This window comes from Vibrio sp. TAP-3B, from assembly GCF_057784735.1.
Genome location: NZ_CM173496.1, coordinates 658,957 through 678,140, shown reverse-complemented (window position 1 = coordinate 678,140; position 19,184 = coordinate 658,957). Strand labels below are relative to the sequence as shown.

Sequence of the window (19,184 nt, the reverse complement as noted above, 5' to 3'; positions counted from 1 at the left end):
GAAATGCCAGCTTTGCGATAAGATTTACCGTCTCTAAAAAATTATCTTAGTTTTACTAAGAAAAAGCAGTGGCCCGACAATTATTGTCGGGTTTTGTTCTTTTTAGCCGGTTATAAATAACGTGAATCTTTGCCAATACTCCCTACCCCTTGTTCCCTCAACCTAGCATCTCGGTGTAACTTAGGTATAGAATCATGCCTACTTATTTCTTCTTTCATTCATGAATAACTGATCACTATGAACAAAAGTTTGCTAACGAATCTCCTCGCTATCGCTTTAATGGGGGCAGGTCATCAACTACAACACGATTATCTTTGGTATGCGGGGCTGTTTGCATTTTCTGGTGCTATCACCAACTGGCTTGCAATACACATGCTGTTTGAAAAAGTGCCTGGCTTATACGGATCTGGTGTCATTCCAGCGCGCTTTGAAGCGTTCAAACTTGCCATCAAAAACCTGATGATGGAGCAGTTTTTTACCGAAGAAAATATCGATCGTTTTTTAAATCAAGAGATGACTGGCAGCGCAAGTATTAATCTTCAACCTGTCATCGATAAAGTCGATTTCAGCCCAGCATTCGACTCTTTGGTGGAAGTAATTGAAGCCTCTCAATTTGGCGGCATGCTGGCGATGTTTGGTGGCGTAGAAGCTCTGCAGCCAATGAAACAACCTTTCGTTGAAAAGATGCAAACGTCTCTAACCGAGCTTAGCCAAAGCGATGCCGTCAAAGAAGCGTTAAAAGAACAGTTTGAATCGCCAGCGATGATGGATGAAATTAAGCTAAATATTGAAGGGATTATCGATCAACGCTTGAGTGAATTAACCCCCGCATTGGTCAAAGAAATGGTGCAAAAAATGATCAAAGAACACCTTGGCTGGCTCGTTGTCTGGGGTGGCGTGTTTGGTGGTTTGATAGGTGTTATTAGCACGCTGATCAGCGCATAACCTTTGCTTGTCAAAACGATAAAAAGGAGCTTCACAGCTCCTTTTTTGATCTCAAAATAATTCGTTACTGTTGAGACTCCACACGTTAGCTTATTAACTCGGGATTTAACTCCAAACTCAATTTTATGCTCTTCCATCACGACCTCACTGCACGTTTGAATGACTCCTAACAGTGTTCCAAGCTTACCCGACATGAATTCCTGATAAGCTTTTATACTCTTAACCCTAACCATGGTATCGAAGCCACCAGAAAGTGAGTAACACTCTTCAATTTCCGGCATTAATTCAATCGCTTTGGCAAACTTTCCGAAGATCGAGAAACAGGTTTGATCAAGACGCATATGGATAAATACTGGCAGATGCAAACGGTATACGGCTCAATGCGTGTTCGTAAAAAGCCTTTACTTATGATCTTTGCAGCCAACAAAGTAAAAGTAAGCGTCAAACAGAGGCAATGTGGTAGAGGTAAGACAATAATAAGGAAAGTGACTGAAGGGAAAGCAATATTAACGTTACAACACGCGTATAAAACCGGTTGGTGTCGACCAATCGACATTCACTACGGTTTCTCACGAGATCGTAAAACTTTTAGTACATAGATACGCTTTTATGAACGCCCAATGATTCTCGACGGTTCGCCCGTATCTAGCCTGCAACCATTAGCAGCATAGCGGCTCAATTAGAGTATTGCAGAGGTGTGTCTTGCAGGGTGTGGAATCACTTCACCAATCGCTCGATTATTGCAGCAACGGCAGTAGTATTGCGGTTCCATTTCATAGTAGTGCTCACCAGATACAAATTTCGCCATCAACTGTGTAAAACTCACCACTTTACCTGCTAAAGTTTCAACGGATTGTGACTCACAACGCTTCATGATCACCTTGTGTTGTGTTGATTTTCTACAAGTTGAGCAATATATATCCGGCATTTCTTTTCTCCCTGCTTTTTTATGAACTACTGACAATTGACATATTTTGTTCAAAATAATTCCACAATAAAAAAGCCCCTTTAACTTTTTGTGTACTATCTTCAAAAAATTGAACTAACGTCTAAACAAATTGAGACATTGGTCAGACCTCAACTTTTATTCCGTTATTATAAAAAACGTATTTATATGTGCAATATTACGACACATCACACATAGACGATGGTGGTGACTCACAACTTAACTCGGTAAGAAGTCACTTTACCGTTGACCAAATCAGACGTCCACTTCACTTGATAAGTGCAATTTACAGTGTGAATTGAAGTGATAGCGACGTCTCTGATTGAAGAGCATCGCCATATACTAATTAAACCAACATCACCGTTGGTTTTTAGTCCACTTGAGTAGTGGACGGACAGATAGCGCCTCAGTCTCAGCTGTGGAGGTAAAACTAGTCTTGCGCCACTTTCACGCGAATCTTGTTATTATGAACCGAAGACAAGTTTAGAGCCTCCAGTGCTGCTGAAGCCTCTGCTTCATCAGGCATGCTCACAAAACCAAACCCTTTCGATAGACCCGTTTCTTGATCAAGCACTAATGTACACAACTCAACCTTACCGTAGTTGGAGAACAGTGTACGGATATCTTGCTCTGTTGTCTCACGAGCTAAGTTTCTTACTAGAAATTTCATATTAAACCATTTTATGTTTATAACGCGCCAATTCTCGCAGCTTCTCTCCAGCAAACCAAGCGATTAATGTTCTTAAGATAACTAGGTGTGACTAAGTGTTTCTGTTTAAATGATTTTTAGTAATAATTATGCTCAAGGAGACCCGCTATGGAAACCAAACGCCTTAAGCTCATCCCAACTTGCTTAGAGCGAATGGAAGAAGCACATCAAGCGGTTGTTCGTAGACAAAAAATCTCGAAGTCTACCTACCTTGGCTCCCTCATGCGCTGACTTTAGAAGCGATGGAGCAGATAAAACAAAGCCCGCTGGATGAGCGGGCCTTGTTGATACGATGACGCTTGTAGTACTTAGTCTAAGTCAATCAATTTCTTCTGGTATGACTTATGCTGATCTAGCACGTCTTGTCCTGCACCACCTGTTAGCTTGCTGACTGCTATGATAGTAATCGTAGAGAAAATGATACCCGGTACGATTTCGTAAACATCAAACCAACCGCCTGTTAGCTGCTTCCATACTACGATAGTGATACCACCAACAAGAATACCTGCTAGGGCACCATTGCGGTTCATGCCACTCCAGTAAAGGCTCAGCACAACGGCTGGACCAAATGCAGCACCAAAACCTGCCCATGCGTAAGAAACAAGGCCAAGTACAGAGCTGTCTGGATTCATTGCCAAGAATAACGCCACAAAAGAAATCACGACAACACCGATACGGCCAATCATAACTATCTCTTCTGAAGACGCGCTTGGTTTGAATACTTGCTTATAGAAGTCTTCGGCAAGGGCGGAAGAAGACACAAGAAGCTGAGAGTCAGCCGTACTCATGACTGCTGCTAAAATTGCAGCAAGCAACATGCCTGCAATCACGGGATGAAAGACCGCGTTCACTAATAACATGAAGACTTTCTCACCATCTTCTAGCTGAGTACCCGGATGACCCGTAACCCAAACCAGTCCCACCAAGCCAACCAGCATCGCGCCAACCATAGACAGTGCAGTCCAAATCACAGCGATACGGCGTGCAGTCGTGAGGTCTTTGTTTGAACGAGTCGCTTTAAATCGCGCTAAGATATGTGGCTGACCAAAATAGCCCAGCCCCCATGCAGCTAAAGAGATAATCGCAATGGCCGATAGCGGTTCACCTTTTACGTCATTCCATAGCGTTGCAAGCTCTGGGTTGATGTCACGTAGATCAGAAGTTAGCTGCCCTAGTCCACCGTCCATAACCGTAACAGGAACAATCATTAGTGCCGCTGCCATCAACAGACCTTGTACTAAGTCAGTCCAAGATACCGCGAGGAAACCACCGAATAGCGTGTAAGAAACCACACATACTGTACCGATGATTACCGCATAGGTGTAATCTAGACCGAATACCGTCTCAAACAGTTTGCCCCCTGCAACCAAACCTGAGCTGGTGTAGAAAAGGAAAAATAAAAGAATGAAAAACGCAGAGATTGTCTGGATCAGTTTCGATTTATCATTGAATCGACGTGACAGAAACTCTGGCAACGTTAACGAATCAGTTTGGATACTATAAGTACGCAAACGTTTAGCACTGATCAACCAGTTTGCCCATGTACCAAGAAGCAGGCCACCAGCGAGCCAAAAAGCTTCGATACCCGCAGCATATGCATAACCCGGTAAACCCAATAGCAACCAACCACTCATGTCTGATGCACCTGCAGATAATGCCGCTGGCCACGGACCTAGGCTACGGCCACCTAGGAAGTAATCAGATGAATTGGAAGTCCTCTTATACGCGTAAACGCCAATAGCAACCATAATCAGTAAATACGCCACAAAAGTGGACGTGATAGCAAAGCTATTTTCTATCATTAGATAGTCCTCGTTATAATAATTTCCTTCCTTGCCTGCTCTAATATTTTACCGGCTCAGTAACACATCAAAGTAAGAGACACCCATCAGGATCAGCTATCAAACCAGATGGATATCACAAGTCAGGTTAGTGAGTGTCGTTCCCCAACTCGAGTAGAGTCGCGTTACCACCCACCGCGGTAATATTTATCGTTCTAGTGCACTCGGTAATGAAGCGCAACGAAAGATGAGGATCGTGAGCCAATGTCAATGACTCTAAATCCGTTTCAGAAGCTAAGCCGACGATCGCGCCGTCGCGCTTAGCCAGTTGAAGATTGAGCGCATGCTCAACCTGTGAATACCCAACATAACCCACACTACGTACGTCACTCTCAAGCAACGGGGCAGACGCATCGTACGCAACCACTTGGACTAAGTTAGATGGGAAGTTTATCGACGATACAGCGTGCTTAACCAATTGGTTTAGCTTTGCATTGTCACTGCACACAATCACACTGTTACCTGCAATCAGGGCACAGGTGATCATTGCAAATGCACTGTATAATGCGTTTTCCGTGGGTTCGATGTTGTTTTCACAAATCACCAAAGCCACACCACGGCCTGCGGTATACAGTTCGTTAGTTTCACCCGTAGGGCCCACTAATTGGTGAGTTTCTGCAAGAAGAGCCGACGCTTGCTGCAAGTGATACGAAACCACTTTAGCAACAGCAGGTTGTTGCGCTTCTAGTGCAGATTTAAATGCCAGCATATGCTCACATTTGTAATCAAAATCGGTCAGATTCCACTGCTCCCACGCAGAAAATGCATCTTTAAAATAGGTGATCTGATGAACCATAATACGACTCCTTATGCGTTCTCTGCTTGAGCAAGAAGATGCTGAGTAAAACGGAACAGGTAGTGTGGACCACCCGCTTTCGGACCTGTACCTGACAAGCCTTGCCCACCAAATGGCTGAACACCAACCACGGCACCGACTTGATCTCGGTTAATATAGCAGTTACCCACGCGAGCGTGCTTCTCAATCCAACGGTAAGTGGTTTCATTTCGGCTATGGATACCCATCGTCAAGCCAAACCCAGTTTGGTTGATTTGCGCGACTACGTTTGGTAACTCAGCAGCTTTAAAGCGAACAATGTGTAAGATAGGACCAAATTGCTCTTCTTTTAGTACATTTATACCTGATATTTCAAACGCACTTGGCGAAACAAAATCGCCATGCTGGCATAGTTCGTCAAGCTGTAGTTGAGCCACTTTAGTTTGTGTTTTACTCATGTGCTCTAGATGAGCAAGGAGTTTTTGTTTGGCGTTGCTGTCAATAACCGGACCTACATCCGTTTGATGTAGGTAAGGCAGACCAACATGCAGCTCTTTCATCGCACCTTGAATCAGGTTGATCATTCGATCTGCGACATCTTCTTGCACAAACAAAACACGCAGAGCAGAACAGCGCTGACCTGCCGAAGCAAACGCTGAGCGAATCACATCACGCACAACCTGCTCTGGCAGTGCCGTACTGTCCACGATCATCGCGTTTTGACCACCCGTTTCGGCAATAAACGGAACCGGTTTAGCCGTGCGCTGCGCTAACGTGACATTAATCCGCTGTGCAGTCGCAGTAGATCCAGTAAACGCCACACCTGCAATCGCATCATGAGAAGTCAGTGCATGACCAATTTCCCCACCGCGACCTGTGATCAGTTGAATAGCACCGGCAGGGAAACCGGCCTCAAGCATCAACTCAATAGCACGAGCGGCAATTAAGCTGGTTTGCTCCGCGGGTTTTGCAACAACAGTGTTACCAGCAATCAGCGCTGCGGTCACCTGACCAAGGAAGATCGCAAGCGGGAAGTTCCAAGGACTGATACACACAAACACACCCAGACCTTCACGGCTCGAAATACGTTTCACGCCATCGAAGCCTTCCAGCTCAAATGGTTGCAGATTTTGTGCTTGTTTCGCGTAGTAACGACAGAAATCGACCGCTTCGCGAACTTCATCAATACCATCGTGAATCGTCTTACCTGCTTCTTTATGGCAAATTGCCACCAGTTCAGCGAGGTTTTCTTCCATCAAGTCCGCAAGCTTTTCTAAGCATGTTGCTTTTTGCTCAACGCTAAACCCTTTCCAATCAGGGAAAGCGGCTTGCGCTGCTTCAATGGCTGCGGAAACATGATCAAGAGTAGCAAACGCCACTTGACCCACTTCTATTCGACGATCGTATGGTGCGGTGATGATCTCTGCGGCGTTCGCCTTGATCATGCTTTCGGCAAAACGTTCACCATTGATCATCGGGCCTGCAACCCACTGATTGTCCATGAAGCTTTCTACCTGCGCGTCAAATGGCTTCGCTTCACTGTCGATGTCAATATTGACGCCATATGAGTTCTTACGTTCAGGGAAAATATCCGCCGGTAATGGGATTTTATCGTTGTGTAGCGTGTCAAAACTCGTTAACACATCAACAGGGTGATGCGTCAACTCGTAAATCGGACAACGCGCATCAACCAATCGATGTACAAACGAGCTGTTGGCGCCATTTTCAAGCAGACGACGAACTAAATAAGGAAGAAGATCAGCATGGCTACCGACAGGAGCGTAAATACGTACTGGCTGACCATACATTTCCATAACATGGTTATACAGTGAATCTCCCATACCATGTAGACGTTGGAACTCATACTCCTTATGTTCTGCCATAACAGCAATCGCGGTCACTGTGTGAGCGTTATGGCTCGCAAACTGCGGATAGATATTGCCACGCACGCCTTCGCTCAATAGGAAGCGAGCACACGCTAGGAACGCGACGTCCGTCCCTTCTTTACGAGTGTAAACTGGGTAGTTCTCGTACCCCGCTTGTTGAGACCACTTAATTTCGCTATCCCAATAGGCACCTTTCACTAAACGCAGTGGAATAAGGTCGCCCTGCTCTTTTGCCAGCGCGTTTAACCATACCAGCACAGGAAGAGCGCGTTTCGAATACGCCTGAATAACCAAGCCGAACTTGCCCCAACCTTTAACGAGGTCGCTGCGGTACACTTTCTCAAATAGTTTTAAAGAAAGTTCAAGACGATCGGCTTCCTCTGCATCAATCGTAATGGCAACATCCACTTCTATCGCACGCTTTAATAGTTGCATTAACGTGTCATGCAGCTCAGTCATTACACGTTCTTCGTTTGCCACTTCGTAGCGCGGGTGCAATGCTGAAAGCTTAATTGAAATTGAAGGCGCTGGGCTGGTGTCGTTGCCGTAAGTCTCTCGGCCCACGGCTTCGATGGCCATTAGATAATCTTTGAAGTACTTGTTCGCGTCAGCGGTTGTTAGCGCCGCCTCACCTAACATATCAAATGAGTAGGTGAAGCCTTTATCGCGCATTGGGCGACCATTCTTTTGCGCTTCTTCAATCGTACGGCCACGAACAAACTGGTGACCCATGATCTTCATTGCCTGATACATGGCTTTACGAATCACAGGTTCAGAAAATTTATTAACCAGACGGTTTACAGCCTGACTTGGGCTCTGGGTGCCTTGCTCACCAAGTCCAACCACTTTACCTGTCAGCATTAATCCCCATGTTGATGCGTTAACAAACACTGAATCAGAACTTTTCAGATGAGATTTCCAGTCTGCAACGCTCAACTTATCTTTAATCAAAGAATCTGCCGTCGCGGCATCAGGGATACGCATTAATGCTTCTGCCAGACACATCAGTAAGATACCTTCTTGAGTATCTAAGCTGTATTCCAGCAGTAAAGCATCAATCATCTGGATTGACTTCTTATCGGCACGAATGGCTTCGATAAGCTGGGTTGTTTGGGTAGTGATCGCCGACTTTTCATCCTCTGTCGGCGTCGCTAGTGGCAATAGTTGCTCTAGCCATTGAGACTCGTCCACCATATATAATGGCGAGATCAGTGACCACAATTTATCAAGCGGCTGCCCGATAAATTCCGGTGTCAACACGTGCGTAGCTGTAAACATGTGTGTTCCTCAATCTCACTCCTCGAAAACCGCTTCGAGGATTATCAATGGCTGGAGTGTATTTTGAGGCCGATAAGAATACTTGTCAAAAACTACGGTATTTTTGCCAAAAACTCGCTTTTATAACAAAACATCCACAAAGTCACGTTCAAATGGACAATATTTTGTGTTGGATCTTTTAATCTTTTCATTTCATTCACAACAAAATATTAGAAATATCAATAAGATTTTTTGTCAGTTCACGGCTAAGGGAAGATAAATTAGGGATGAAGTCGGGATGGACACGCAACGTGAAGTAAAAATAAACAAAGTGAGAGATATATCACGTGAATTACAAGCAACAAAACCATACAAAGCAGAAGGTTTATTCCATTCATGGCTTTGTTAACCAATTTGTTTCTTATATTTAGATGGTGATATACCTTGTAGGCGAGTAAAAGTGTGAGTGAAAGTACTTTGACTCGAAAAACCGGTAAACTCAGCAATCTGTCCCAAGGATAAGTGCCCTTGCTCGATAAGTTCACGGGCCATGTCAATACGCTTACCCAGTACATATTGATGTGGCGTAATACCCATTTGTTCCTTAAATAAGCTGTGAAACTGACTTTCTCCGAGGAAAACTCGCCCCGCCAATTGAGCAACGCTGATCTTATGGCTAAGTCGCTGTTCGATATAACGATCAATCACTTCTAGATCAAAACGTGATTCTTTTCGACTGGTTTCAAATACCGAGATATGGCGTTGCATCAGAGCAATGACCGTATCGTTGCAAGCGCGGCTCAATAACAGATCATCCGGATGATTTCGCATTTCCTGTACCAACATCTGTATCAGTTTTTGAATTTGACCATCAAGTTGAAAATACACATACTTTCTCTCCAAGCTATTGATTTTATGGAGCATTTCAGGGTCATCATTGGCCGGCTTTGGCATGTTAAGTACCAAAATATCCGACTGGTTAATCACGCCACCGAAAGCATGATCAGAGCACGCTGTCACCACGCAACCTTGGCCTGGGCCGACGAGATTACCACGTCCACGCACTTCAAATTCAGCTTGCCCTTTTAACCCAATCACGATCTGGGTGTAAGCATGATCATGGCAATCCATATAAGATGGAAGCGTGATCAACTCTGCAGGTTTAGGCAGCATGAACTCCTTATATGGCAAAGCTTTGGGGTTATCTGAATCACTCATTTTGAACAGTCGTCTTTACACGGTCAGCTTACATCTTGGCATCATATACCTTCTCTGTTGGGTTGCAAATTCTCCCGAGCTCATCGCACAAGATCAAGTCAATATGATCAAGCCATCTGACATGATCATAGCTCCGGAACGATGATCATGCGAGGTTAACTTACGGTCAATGAACAACCAACTTTACCAACAAAAACGGGGAGATAGAAAATACCTTGCCCTGATATAACGCATTTGTATCAACGTCGAACAAGCCATTATTCGAGACAACAATGGCATTCAAAACACATCATGATCACGTTGTTACGGAAAATGGTCGCTTAGATATAAACGTAGAGGGATTTCCCTCCTTACTTATATGCTTCAGATTTTATATATTGATCGAGATATCAAGGTTCATACGAACCCTGATATCTCGGTATCTTATTGATACCTCTAACTTACTTGGCAGGTCTGCCTGGTAATTTAGAACCTCTTCTGCATGTCGACAAGATTATATCTTGTGTTGCCAGCCCGTCTTCAGGCTGGCTTTTTTTTATTTCAAAATGAAATCAATAGCATAAGCTGATACTATCGCTGTCGTTTCGCAGTCCCTCTCATATTATTTCGGCGCTATGTTTGTCACTTAGTGATTGCTGTAGATGTAAACCAAATTACAATTCAGTTGTAGAAAGCATGATCAAGGACGATACGAGTTGCAGCCAGACATTCGTGAGTGCGCATAACTGTAATGAAACAAACAATACTCCCTCTTAAGTTCCTAGTATGAGATGGTTTTTTGCCAAATATGGCTACCTAAAAACTCTGATTAGCTTGAGCTTTTTGGGATTGAATACCAATTAGCAAAACGTGTTTAACCTTCATGCTAAACGAAACAATGCCGTTAAACACTGGCTGCTCTGAATTGGTGTAAGCAGTATGTAGTGAGTCCTTTTGTGAATATTTCAGTTGATACCATAGAACAGTCACTTCTTAAACAACTACCTGGTTGTTGGGGGTGCAAAGATAAAAACTCGGTATTCCAGTACGTTAATCAAGAATACGCAGAGCTATTGGGGCACGCCTCTCCTGAAGAATGCATCGGTAAAACGGATTTTGAGATGATGAGTCCGACCACTGAATGTGCGCAAGAATTTCAACGTCAGGATAAACATGTTCTAACAACGGGAGAGTCCCTTAAAATCCTTGATATCCACCCTTATCCAGATGGTCGTTGGCGTGCACATATCTTTACAAAAACCCCGTGGCGAGATGACAACGGTAAAATGATGGGCACCATTTTCTATGGACGAGAACTGACCGACACCGCCGTGATAGAAGTTGGTTATTGGGTTTGCCGTGCAATCAGCAACAACCCTAATCAAGAATCTATCTTCCGCTTTTCAAACTTACAGCCCAAACCAGAAAAGTTAACGTGTCGCGAGCAAGAAACGCTTTTTCTTCTGCTGTACGGTAAAAAACCACAATTCATCTCCATGGTAATGGGGATCTCAACCAAAACCGTCGAAGGCCATGTTGCGCGTTTGCGCAATAAATTTGAAGCGAACAGTAAAAACGAGCTCGTCGATAAAGCGATGGAAGCTGGGTATGGTTCTGTGGTGCCAAAAACGCTGCTAAAACATCAGCTCTCTGTGGTTTTGAATGGGGAGCGTTAGTTACAACAGTGATGAGATGAGATAAAAAAACGGTCACAACACAACTGTTGTGACCGTTTTTTTTCCATTTTGCTCGGCTCAGCCGATGAAAGAGATATAACCCTGCAGGACGATTAAGTTAACAATGTCGATAAAGAAAGCACCAACAATTGGGACTACCATAAATGCCTGTGGCGACGGACCAAATCGGTTCACTATCGAGCCCATGTTCATGACAGCCGTTGGCGTCGCCCCTAAACCAAAACCACAATGACCGCCGGCAATAACCGCAGCGTCATAGTTACTTCCCATCACCTTAAACGTAACGTAGTAGGTGAAGATAGCCAAAACCACTGACTGCACAGCCAAAATGACCAAGAACGGAATTGCCAAATCAAAGATATTCCATAGCTTTAAGCTCATTAATGCCATCGCTAAGAACAGTGATAAGGATACCGTACCAAGCATATCGATGGTTTCTGTATCCAGTTTGCGAAGTTTCGTCACTTCTAAGACGTTAGTAATGATCACACCAATGAATAACGCATAAACGAAATCCGGAATCATCAACCATGAGATTTCATATGTGCTTACCCATTGCTCTACATATTTCGCGCCCGTCACACAAATCAAAAGGAAGAAGAGTTTCTCAACCACTTTTTTAGCGGTGACTTTATCCTCTTCATACTCGTTGTAGGTGACTAACTCAGGGAATTTCTCGTGAGTTTTCGCATCACGACCACCACGACCATATTCCGATTCAATCCGATTTTTTTCCACTAGGCGTTGCGCGACTGGACTACCGATGATGCCACCAATAATCAAACCAAAAGTAGCTGCCGCCATAGCAATTTCCAAAACATTATCCAATCCATATACGTCTTGGAATGTTTGTGCCCATGCCGCCCCAGTGCCATGCCCACCCGATAGAGTAATCGAACCGGCGACTAACCCCATCAAAGGATCTAAACCGAGCGCTGTCGCAAGTGATACGCCAATACCGTTTTGGATGATGATATAGACCGATGCGATAGCTAAGAAGATGAAAACCTTTGCACCTCCTTTCATCAACTGAGTGTAGTTTGCGGCTAAACCAACTGTCGCAAAAAACATTAACATAAATGTATTTTGTAACGGCAAGTCGAACTCCAAGTCGATGCCGTTGAAATGAAGAGCAGTAATCATGCAGGCCACAATAAGGCCACCTACAATTGGCTCAGGTATGTTGAACTTCTTTAAAATCGGTAGCTTAGCATTAATAAAATGCCCCAGAAAAAGCACGCTGATGGCCACCAAGAAGGACTCCAGTGCACCTACAGATATTAAATGATTCATATCGCCTCTTATTATTGTTCTCTTCATCCTCCATAATGATCGAGTGTTAGTTTAACCTTCGTTCGCTAGCAAATTTTCTCGCTTTCATTTTCGAAAATACTCAAGAGGTGTTGGAAGTGCGCCTTAGGCTAGTTCAAGGGCGCTCCTTAAGCGACGTATCTGTGTTCGCTGTTAGGCTAGCCCTTAAATGTGAAAGGAGCCTATCAAGCTCCTTAATACCCTTAGCAGTAACAAAAATTGTCAAGTTAATGCGCTGGGCTGTTGTGAGTATGTTCTGGTGACACTTTCTGAGCCACTATGGGCTCCCTTACTAAAACAGAATGTGTCGATTGCTATATCGAACAAAGTTCCTTCCCGTTATAACCTTTAAACGCCGAGATCGCGCTCAAACAATTGGGTTTGCTTGTTCCTGTCGTAGTTTTTCAACTCTGGTTCATGCTGAGGTATACGAACCGAATCCAAGGAAATCCTCAAGCTGCAACAAAAGTTTTCGTCACAACGGAGCCGGATTATAACATATCACTGATAATTTTCTTCATTTCAGTGGCATTCGCTTTTCTCACCGCAAAACACCAACGCTATTAACTAGCTTAAGGAGAAAACACAGATTAAAAAAAACAATGCCTCATATTAAGTGCACATGATGCAAAGTAATGAACTAAAAGAAAAATCTTCACGTACAAACAGCAAGTCACATTACAACCAAGAGCGGATCCATGACCAAACTCACCATATTTTACGACGGTACTTGTCCACTGTGCGCCAAAGAGATGAACGCATTGACACAGCGAGATACGAATCATGACATTAAAATTATTGATATCTACAGCGAAGCGTTTTCTGCCTACCCACAAATCGATGCTGAAAAAGCAAATACGATTTTGCATGGGTTAGATGACAATTACGAGCTAATACTCGGTCTTGATGTGACATATCGAGCGTGGCAGTTGGTAGGAAGAGGATGGCTATATGCGCCACTACGTTGGTCGCTGGTCAAACCAATCGCCGATTGGGTTTATCTGCGCTTTGCTAACAATAGGTATCGAGTCTCATACTGGCTTACAGGCACTTCTCGATGTGACTCAGGTCGCTGCTCTCGTTAACAGTGGTCTTGATTAAAGAAAGCAGAGCCGTTAGGTGGCTCCGCTTTGAAGAAGATAACCACCCGCTCAATTTACGTGACTAGGTTGGGTGCAGCTTCGTTTGTAGAGTCGACACACTTATGGTGCGAGGCGGTCAACCTCCCAATGTCCATCGTGTTGAGAAAAGAGGAAGCGGTCGTGAAGACGATGCGCACCACCTTGCCAAAATTCAATGCTCTGTGGTTTTACGCGAAAACCGCCCCAGAACGTTGGGACAGGAATCTCCCCTTTTTCAAACTTCTGTTTTAGCTCAAGGAACTTCCCTTCCAATATGCCTCGTGCTGAAATTCGGCTACTTTGCTTACTCGCCATTGCTGCTAACTGGCTCTCTTTCGGGCGAGAAGTGAAATATTTCATGTTCTCTACTGTCGTGAGCTTTTCAGCCACACCCGTAATGTGAACCTGACGTTCGAGCGGGTGCCAAGGAAAATGCAAGCTAATGTTACTGTTATGTTCCAGCTGTTGTGCCTTGCGACTGCCTAAGTTGGTATAAAATACGAAGCCATTGTTATCCACGTTTTTTAATAACACAATGCGCTGAAACGGCATGCCATTTTCATCTACCGTGGCAACTGTCATTGCTGTCGGATCGGTTAAACCCGCTTCAACCGCTTGCGCTAGCCATAGATTGAATTGGTCAATCGGATCAGATTTTAAATCTTTACGACGCAGCCCACCTTTGGTGTACTCACGACGAATATCAGCAAGTTCCATCTTTATTCCTTTACTCTTTTTTTCGATTGTGCTCCCGATAATGAGGAAATACAAGGGCATCCTTATGTCTTGTTATCGCGGCGGCTCACAGCATTACAGAGTATGATTTGATACCATGACGCTAAAAATCAATGAGCCAATCGTGAACTTACTTAATCCTAAAGCCCTACGTCATTTTCTACTGCTTCTATTTGCTATTGGCATTACAGGGCTTGCTCTTACCCACCATTACGCAACGCAATACCAACACGATCAGTGGCAACAAAAGCTTGAGAGACAAGCCGCTCAAGTATCACAAGAAGTCGATTACGAACTGGCCAAGTTTGAGCAAATCCCCAACCTCTTAAGTCACGATCCAAGATTACTCAAAGCAGTAGAGCGTGGCGCGCGAACCAATGAGCTGAACCTCTTACTGTCAGATTGGTTGAAACAAAGCCTGGCGGATACGATTTACGTCCATGACCGCACAGGGTTAGTTATCGCCTCTAGCAACTTTCAGCAAACGGATACGTTTGTGGGTTCTAGTTTTAGCTATCGTCCCTACTTTAAAAATGCGCGACGCGGCGAATCTGCTCAGTACGTGGGACTAGGCGTTCGTTCGAACAAACGCGGTTACTTTTTTTCTTCACCGCTCTGGGTAAATGAAGAGGTAGCTGGCGTGATCACCGTCAAAGTGAATTTGGAACAATTAGAACAACGTCTTTCTCAAACCACGACGGACATACTGATCACCGATCAACACAATATCGTCTTTATGAGTAATCTACCTGATTGGCGTTATCGTGCACTGTTCCCACTATCACCCGCCGCCATCAACGAACTCACTGAAACTCGACAATACGGCGACATCTTACCCAAGTATTACGGCGAGCTGACCGCGCAGAGCAATGCTTCTGAGTTTGCGGATAACCAACTTCTTCTATCACCAGACTACCTTGCTTACGCTACTCACCTGCTGGATAAAGGCTTTCGCGTTGTCGCGCTAATCAATCACGACACTGTGCTTGCTGCGGTACTGCAAGCCGATGCCGTTTATCTGATTTTATACGCTCTCATCGCACTCATTGCACTGGCATGGTTTCAAACGCTGGTAAACAAAGCACGCTTAGCAAACCTAAATGTGAGCTTAGAGGAAATAGTCGTGCAGCGAACGCTGGTATTAAGTGAAGCCAACCACAAGCTGCAACAAACGGTTCGTCAATATGAACAAAGCCAACAAGAGCTGAAACAAACGCAACAAGAACTCACCCAAGCGGCGAAGTTAGCCTTATTGGGCGAGCTCTCCGCCAGTATTAACCACGAGATTAATCAGCCTCTTGCTGCGTTAAGAACGTACACCGAAAACTCACAACGATTATTAGCAATGGAACGTTACTCTATGGTTGCAGAAAACTTGGGAAAAATGTTGACGCTCAATGACACCATTTCGGAAGTGATCGCACGATTAAAAATATTCACTCGAAAAACCTCTCATCACAACCGACATAATGAAGTGTCGTTGCTTCACGACGCCGTGCACAATGCCACCAGCATTTTGAGCAACAAACTCATTAAGCAGGGGGTAACATTAAAAGTCCCAACGATTGATTACGATGTAAAACTGGCGATTCACAACGTCGAGTTAGAGCAAGTGCTCATCAATCTCTTCCATAATGCGGCACAAGCAATGGAAGGCTACTGTATCGACCCGCAAATCTCCATTGCCATTCAATGTCACCACGCCAGTTGCGACATTCTGATCTCTGATAATGGACCAGGCATGTCAGACTACGCACTCGCCAAAGTGTTTGATCCTTTCTTTACCACCAAACCGGAAGGCTTAGGATTAGGGTTGACCATCTCAAAACGTATTTTAGAAAGCTATCACGGCTCACTCAGTGCGCATAATCACCAGAGTACCGAATCACAACAAGCAGGTGGCATGACGTTCATCGTGACGGTACCTATCGAAAACCAGTATAACCTTACCCAAGAAACGGAAAACAACCATGAATAATCCCGTATTCTTTGTTGATGATGAACCACATATTCGTGATGCCGTCTCTCAAGCATTGCTTATCGAAGGGATAGACGTCATCAGTTTGCCGAATGCGGTCGAAGCCTTACGCCTTATCGACCCAAACACGCCAGCGATTATCATCACCGACATCCACATGCCAGTGATGGATGGCTTGGAATTCATGCGGACATTGCTCAGCAAAAACGGGCACTTTCAATTTATCGTGCTGACAGGGCACGGTGATGTCAAAACCGCAGTCGATGCAATGAAAGGTGGCGCGTATGACTTTCTCGAAAAACCTTTTTCAACAGAGAAATTAATGAAATCGCTCAATAACGCGAGTGATAAACTGGAGCTCTTACAAGAGAATATTTGGTTAAAGAAAGAGCTCGATATGCAAACGCATGTGGGTCCTAAAATGATTGGCCACAGTAAAATCATGGTGAACATTCGCCGTGCTTTGATCAGCGCTCCAACGAGTCAACCACTCATATTTGTTGGTCAAGATGGAACAGGGCGTCGGCTGGCTGCACAATTTGCCCACGATATACATGCAACACCTGACAGCGAATTAGTCGCGGTATCTGGTGAAGACTTCGATGAACTCTCATTAGAAGCGCTCGACAAAGCCATACATCGTTTAACCGAAAGAAAAAGCCATTGCAGCTTATACTTACATAGCGCTGAATCGATATCACTTGAACAATGGCAGTGCTTGTTTAACCATCCCAACATCGAACGCGTATTTGGTGCCACCACCCACATTGGCCCAGCTCTAACGTCGCTGGCAACGCTGATTCATTTACCTACCCTCGATGAACGAAAAGAAGACATTGGACCGCTATACAAACACTTTGTGCGCCACACGGCGAGTCGCTACCAACTTCAACCTCCGCACATCAGCTTAGAAGAAGTCAAACACCTCACAACCTTAGAATGGCCAGAAAACATTAAACAGTTACGCCAATTTGCCGAACTGCGAGCACTTAAACCGGATACTTTTCGAATGGAAGACTGGAGCAGTGAAAAAAGTATTGAGATTCAGAGTATGACTCAACGCACAGAATACTTTGAATATTGTCTTTTATTTGATGCACTGCAACGACATAGAGGCAGACTCAAAGAGGTTCAACTAGAATTACAGGTATCACGTAAGACCTTGTACGACAAACTAAAAAAACATCAGTTGGATAAAGCTAAGTTCAAGGCACAATAACCATGCTCCACAACCACTTTTTCTCAAACTCAAAAAGCGACTGACGTTATGCGAGACAGAAATACCTCGTCTTACATTGGCATTCGCCGAGCATGATCGGTAGATAATACGCTCAAAAGGGTAATTCGTTTTTATACAATCAGGAACAGTGATGAACCGAGATAACTACAGCAAACTCAGCAATGATGAGTTAGATTTTGTCGATGACAAAACGGCCGCATTGCTACTCAACACCCCCAACAGCGCGCGATTGATGCTTTGGGTGATGGTGTTGTTTTTTGTTGCGGCTATAGGCTGGGCTTCTTGGGCAGAAATAGACCAGGTCACGGTAGGTCAAGGTAAGGTCATTCCCTCTTCACAAATCCAAGTGGTGCAAAACTTAGAAGGCGGCTTGATTAAAGAAATCCTAGTAAGAGAAGGTCAATTGGTCGAAAAAGGCCAGCAACTCATTCTCATTGATGACACACGCTTTCGCTCCGACTTCCGTGAGCGTGAACAACAAGTGGCCAACTTAACCGCATCAGTGTTACAACTTTCCGCTTCCATCACTAGCGTGCAAGTCAATCGTGATTTTGAAACGAAAGACTGGCGACAAAGTGTGATTCTGGATTACGGCAAACTGACCTTTCCTCCTATCTTAGAAGAAAATCGGCCCAAACTGACTCAGCGTCAAAAAGCAGAATACCGCGAAGATTTAGATAACTTACGTAATCAACTCTCAGTCATTGATCAGCAAGTACAACAAAAGCAACAAGATTTGGTCGAAATTGAAGCGAGAGTACGCAACTTACGTCAGAGTTATCAATACGCGAAGAAAGAGCTAGACATCACCCAACCACTCGCTGATGAAGGCGTGGTTCCTCGTATCGAACTGCTCAAATTGCAACGCCAAGTGAATGACACTCGCCGTGAAATGATCTCCAGCGAACTCAAACGCCCCGTATTAAAATCAGCGATCAGAGAATCGATGCTGAATCGTATTGATGTCGCGTTAAAGTTTCGTTCAGAACAACAAGAAAAGCTCAATAACGCTCAAGATCAGCTCTCCGCCTTAGTAGAATCTGCGGTTGGATTAGAAGACAAAGTAAATCGAACCGTTGTCAATTCACCAGTTACTGGCAAAATCAAAACATTGAATATCAATACCGTGGGGGGGTGATTCAGCCAGGTATGGATATCGTCGAAATTGTACCGACTGAAGACTCTTTATTGGTAGAGGCGAAAATTGCACCAAAAGACATCGCTTTTTTACGTCCAGACTTGCATGTTATCGTGAAATTTACAGCTTATGACTTTACGAAATACGGTAGTTTAGAAGGCGAGCTGGAACACATCAGTGCCGATACCACTCAAGATGAAGAGGGTAACAGTTTCTATATCGTACGGGTTCGTACTAATAAAACCAACTTTGGACAAGGTGCAGATTTACCCATTATTCCCGGAATGACGGCATCGGTCGATATCATCACAGGAAAACGAACCGTTTTGGAATATCTGCTTAAACCAATTTTAAGTGCCAAAACCAACGCTTTGAAGGAGTAAATAACACCAAGGCACTCATAATGGG

The 19,184-nt window shown here is 44.3% G+C and carries 13 protein-coding genes and 3 pseudogenes; 7 read left to right on the top strand and 9 right to left on the bottom strand.

Annotated elements, in window-relative coordinates; genetic code table 11:
* Positions 1 to 237 precede the first annotated feature (237 nt).
* Positions 238 to 945: a DUF445 domain-containing protein gene (locus tag AC3D28_RS17500; protein WP_488536146.1), complete on the top strand. Its 708-nt coding sequence runs from the start codon at positions 238 to 240 to the stop codon at positions 943 to 945.
* Between the two features lie 85 nt (positions 946 to 1,030).
* Here the strand turns inward: AC3D28_RS17500 and AC3D28_RS17495 are convergent.
* The 3 genes and pseudogenes from AC3D28_RS17495 to AC3D28_RS17485 all read right to left on the bottom strand — a co-directional run.
* Positions 1,031 to 1,310, bottom strand: a pseudogene (locus AC3D28_RS17495) (Lrp/AsnC family transcriptional regulator); the annotation flags it as partial.
* A gap of 314 nt (positions 1,311 to 1,624) precedes the next feature.
* Positions 1,625 to 1,873 (bottom strand): hypothetical protein, encoded by a 249-nt coding sequence (locus AC3D28_RS17490; RefSeq protein ID WP_488536145.1) that lies wholly within the window; start codon positions 1,871 to 1,873, stop codon positions 1,625 to 1,627.
* Positions 1,874 to 2,321: 448 nt separating this feature from the next.
* On the bottom strand, positions 2,322 to 2,561 hold the full coding sequence (locus tag AC3D28_RS17485) for an RNA recognition motif domain-containing protein (protein ID WP_098414431.1): 240 nt from the start codon (positions 2,559 to 2,561) through the stop codon (positions 2,322 to 2,324).
* A gap of 147 nt (positions 2,562 to 2,708) precedes the next feature.
* Here AC3D28_RS17485 and AC3D28_RS17480 point away from each other — a divergent pair.
* A pseudogene (locus AC3D28_RS17480) lies at positions 2,709 to 2,845 on the top strand (GNAT family N-acetyltransferase); the annotation flags it as partial.
* A 63-nt stretch (positions 2,846 to 2,908) separates the two neighbouring features.
* On the opposite strand, the gene putP reads toward AC3D28_RS17480, so the two are convergent.
* From putP to AC3D28_RS17460, 4 genes are all read right to left on the bottom strand, one after another.
* Positions 2,909 to 4,402, bottom strand: a complete 1,494-nt coding sequence (gene putP / locus AC3D28_RS17475; protein WP_098414430.1) for a sodium/proline symporter PutP — start codon at positions 4,400 to 4,402, stop codon at positions 2,909 to 2,911.
* Between the two features lie 127 nt (positions 4,403 to 4,529).
* Entirely contained in the window at positions 4,530 to 5,237 is a 708-nt protein-coding gene (locus tag AC3D28_RS17470; protein WP_488536144.1) for a 1-pyrroline-5-carboxylate dehydrogenase, read from the bottom strand.
* Between the two features lie 11 nt (positions 5,238 to 5,248).
* Complete coding sequence (gene putA / locus AC3D28_RS17465; RefSeq protein WP_488536143.1) at positions 5,249 to 8,380, bottom strand: bifunctional proline dehydrogenase/L-glutamate gamma-semialdehyde dehydrogenase PutA; 3,132 nt, start codon at positions 8,378 to 8,380, stop codon at positions 5,249 to 5,251.
* 384 nt (positions 8,381 to 8,764) lie between these two features.
* On the bottom strand, positions 8,765 to 9,577 hold the full coding sequence (locus AC3D28_RS17460) for a helix-turn-helix domain-containing protein (RefSeq protein WP_488536142.1): 813 nt from the start codon (positions 9,575 to 9,577) through the stop codon (positions 8,765 to 8,767).
* 935 nt (positions 9,578 to 10,512) lie between these two features.
* Between AC3D28_RS17460 and AC3D28_RS17455 the strand changes: the two genes are divergently transcribed.
* The gene (locus AC3D28_RS17455; RefSeq protein WP_488536141.1) at positions 10,513 to 11,232 is read left to right on the top strand and encodes a helix-turn-helix transcriptional regulator; all 720 of its coding nucleotides are present in this window, start codon (positions 10,513 to 10,515) and stop codon (positions 11,230 to 11,232) included.
* 78 nt (positions 11,233 to 11,310) lie between these two features.
* Here AC3D28_RS17455 and gltS read toward each other — a convergent pair whose 3' ends face one another.
* A complete protein-coding gene (gene gltS, locus AC3D28_RS17450) occupies positions 11,311 to 12,546 on the bottom strand; it encodes a sodium/glutamate symporter (RefSeq protein WP_488536140.1) in 1,236 nt (411 codons plus the stop codon).
* Between the two features lie 716 nt (positions 12,547 to 13,262).
* Here gltS and AC3D28_RS17445 point away from each other — a divergent pair.
* The gene (locus AC3D28_RS17445) at positions 13,263 to 13,649 is read left to right on the top strand and encodes a thiol-disulfide oxidoreductase DCC family protein (protein ID WP_488536139.1); all 387 of its coding nucleotides are present in this window, start codon (positions 13,263 to 13,265) and stop codon (positions 13,647 to 13,649) included.
* Between the two features lie 117 nt (positions 13,650 to 13,766).
* Here the strand turns inward: AC3D28_RS17445 and pdxH are convergent, their stop codons facing one another.
* Positions 13,767 to 14,402 (bottom strand): pyridoxamine 5'-phosphate oxidase, encoded by a 636-nt coding sequence (pdxH, locus tag AC3D28_RS17440; protein ID WP_488536138.1) that lies wholly within the window; start codon positions 14,400 to 14,402, stop codon positions 13,767 to 13,769.
* Positions 14,403 to 14,517: 115 nt separating this feature from the next.
* On the opposite strand from pdxH, the gene AC3D28_RS17435 reads away from it, so the two are divergent.
* From AC3D28_RS17435 to AC3D28_RS17425, 3 genes and pseudogenes are all read left to right on the top strand, one after another.
* The gene (locus tag AC3D28_RS17435; RefSeq protein ID WP_488536137.1) at positions 14,518 to 16,398 is read left to right on the top strand and encodes a sensor histidine kinase; all 1,881 of its coding nucleotides are present in this window, start codon (positions 14,518 to 14,520) and stop codon (positions 16,396 to 16,398) included.
* Entirely contained in the window at positions 16,391 to 17,617 is a 1,227-nt protein-coding gene (locus AC3D28_RS17430) for a sigma-54-dependent transcriptional regulator (RefSeq protein ID WP_488536136.1), read from the top strand. The genes AC3D28_RS17435 and AC3D28_RS17430 overlap by 8 nt, the downstream gene beginning before the upstream one ends.
* Before the next feature lie 151 nt (positions 17,618 to 17,768).
* Positions 17,769 to 19,159, top strand: a pseudogene (locus tag AC3D28_RS17425) (HlyD family type I secretion periplasmic adaptor subunit).
* The last annotated feature ends 25 nt before the right edge of the window (positions 19,160 to 19,184 follow it).

What these genes read in the sequence shown, in the direction of transcription:
- AC3D28_RS17460 (WP_488536142.1), bottom strand. Translation starts at nt 9,577, where the DNA reads ATGAGTGATTCAGATAACCCCAAAGCTTTGCCATATAAGGAGTTCATG.
- putP (WP_098414430.1), bottom strand. Translation starts at nt 4,402, where the DNA reads ATGATAGAAAATAGCTTTGCTATCACGTCCACTTTTGTGGCGTATTTA.
- AC3D28_RS17430 (WP_488536136.1), top strand. Translation starts at nt 16,391, where the DNA reads ATGAATAATCCCGTATTCTTTGTTGATGATGAACCACATATTCGTGAT.
- AC3D28_RS17490 (WP_488536145.1), bottom strand. Translation starts at nt 1,873, where the DNA reads ATGCCGGATATATATTGCTCAACTTGTAGAAAATCAACACAACACAAG.
- pdxH (WP_488536138.1), bottom strand. Translation starts at nt 14,402, where the DNA reads ATGGAACTTGCTGATATTCGTCGTGAGTACACCAAAGGTGGGCTGCGT.
- AC3D28_RS17470 (WP_488536144.1), bottom strand. Translation starts at nt 5,237, where the DNA reads ATGGTTCATCAGATCACCTATTTTAAAGATGCATTTTCTGCGTGGGAG.
- AC3D28_RS17445 (WP_488536139.1), top strand. Translation starts at nt 13,263, where the DNA reads ATGACCAAACTCACCATATTTTACGACGGTACTTGTCCACTGTGCGCC.
- AC3D28_RS17435 (WP_488536137.1), top strand. Translation starts at nt 14,518, where the DNA reads ATGACGCTAAAAATCAATGAGCCAATCGTGAACTTACTTAATCCTAAA.
- AC3D28_RS17500 (WP_488536146.1), top strand. Translation starts at nt 238, where the DNA reads ATGAACAAAAGTTTGCTAACGAATCTCCTCGCTATCGCTTTAATGGGG.
- gltS (WP_488536140.1), bottom strand. Translation starts at nt 12,546, where the DNA reads ATGAATCATTTAATATCTGTAGGTGCACTGGAGTCCTTCTTGGTGGCC.
- putA (WP_488536143.1), bottom strand. Translation starts at nt 8,380, where the DNA reads ATGTTTACAGCTACGCACGTGTTGACACCGGAATTTATCGGGCAGCCG.
- AC3D28_RS17485 (WP_098414431.1), bottom strand. Translation starts at nt 2,561, where the DNA reads ATGAAATTTCTAGTAAGAAACTTAGCTCGTGAGACAACAGAGCAAGAT.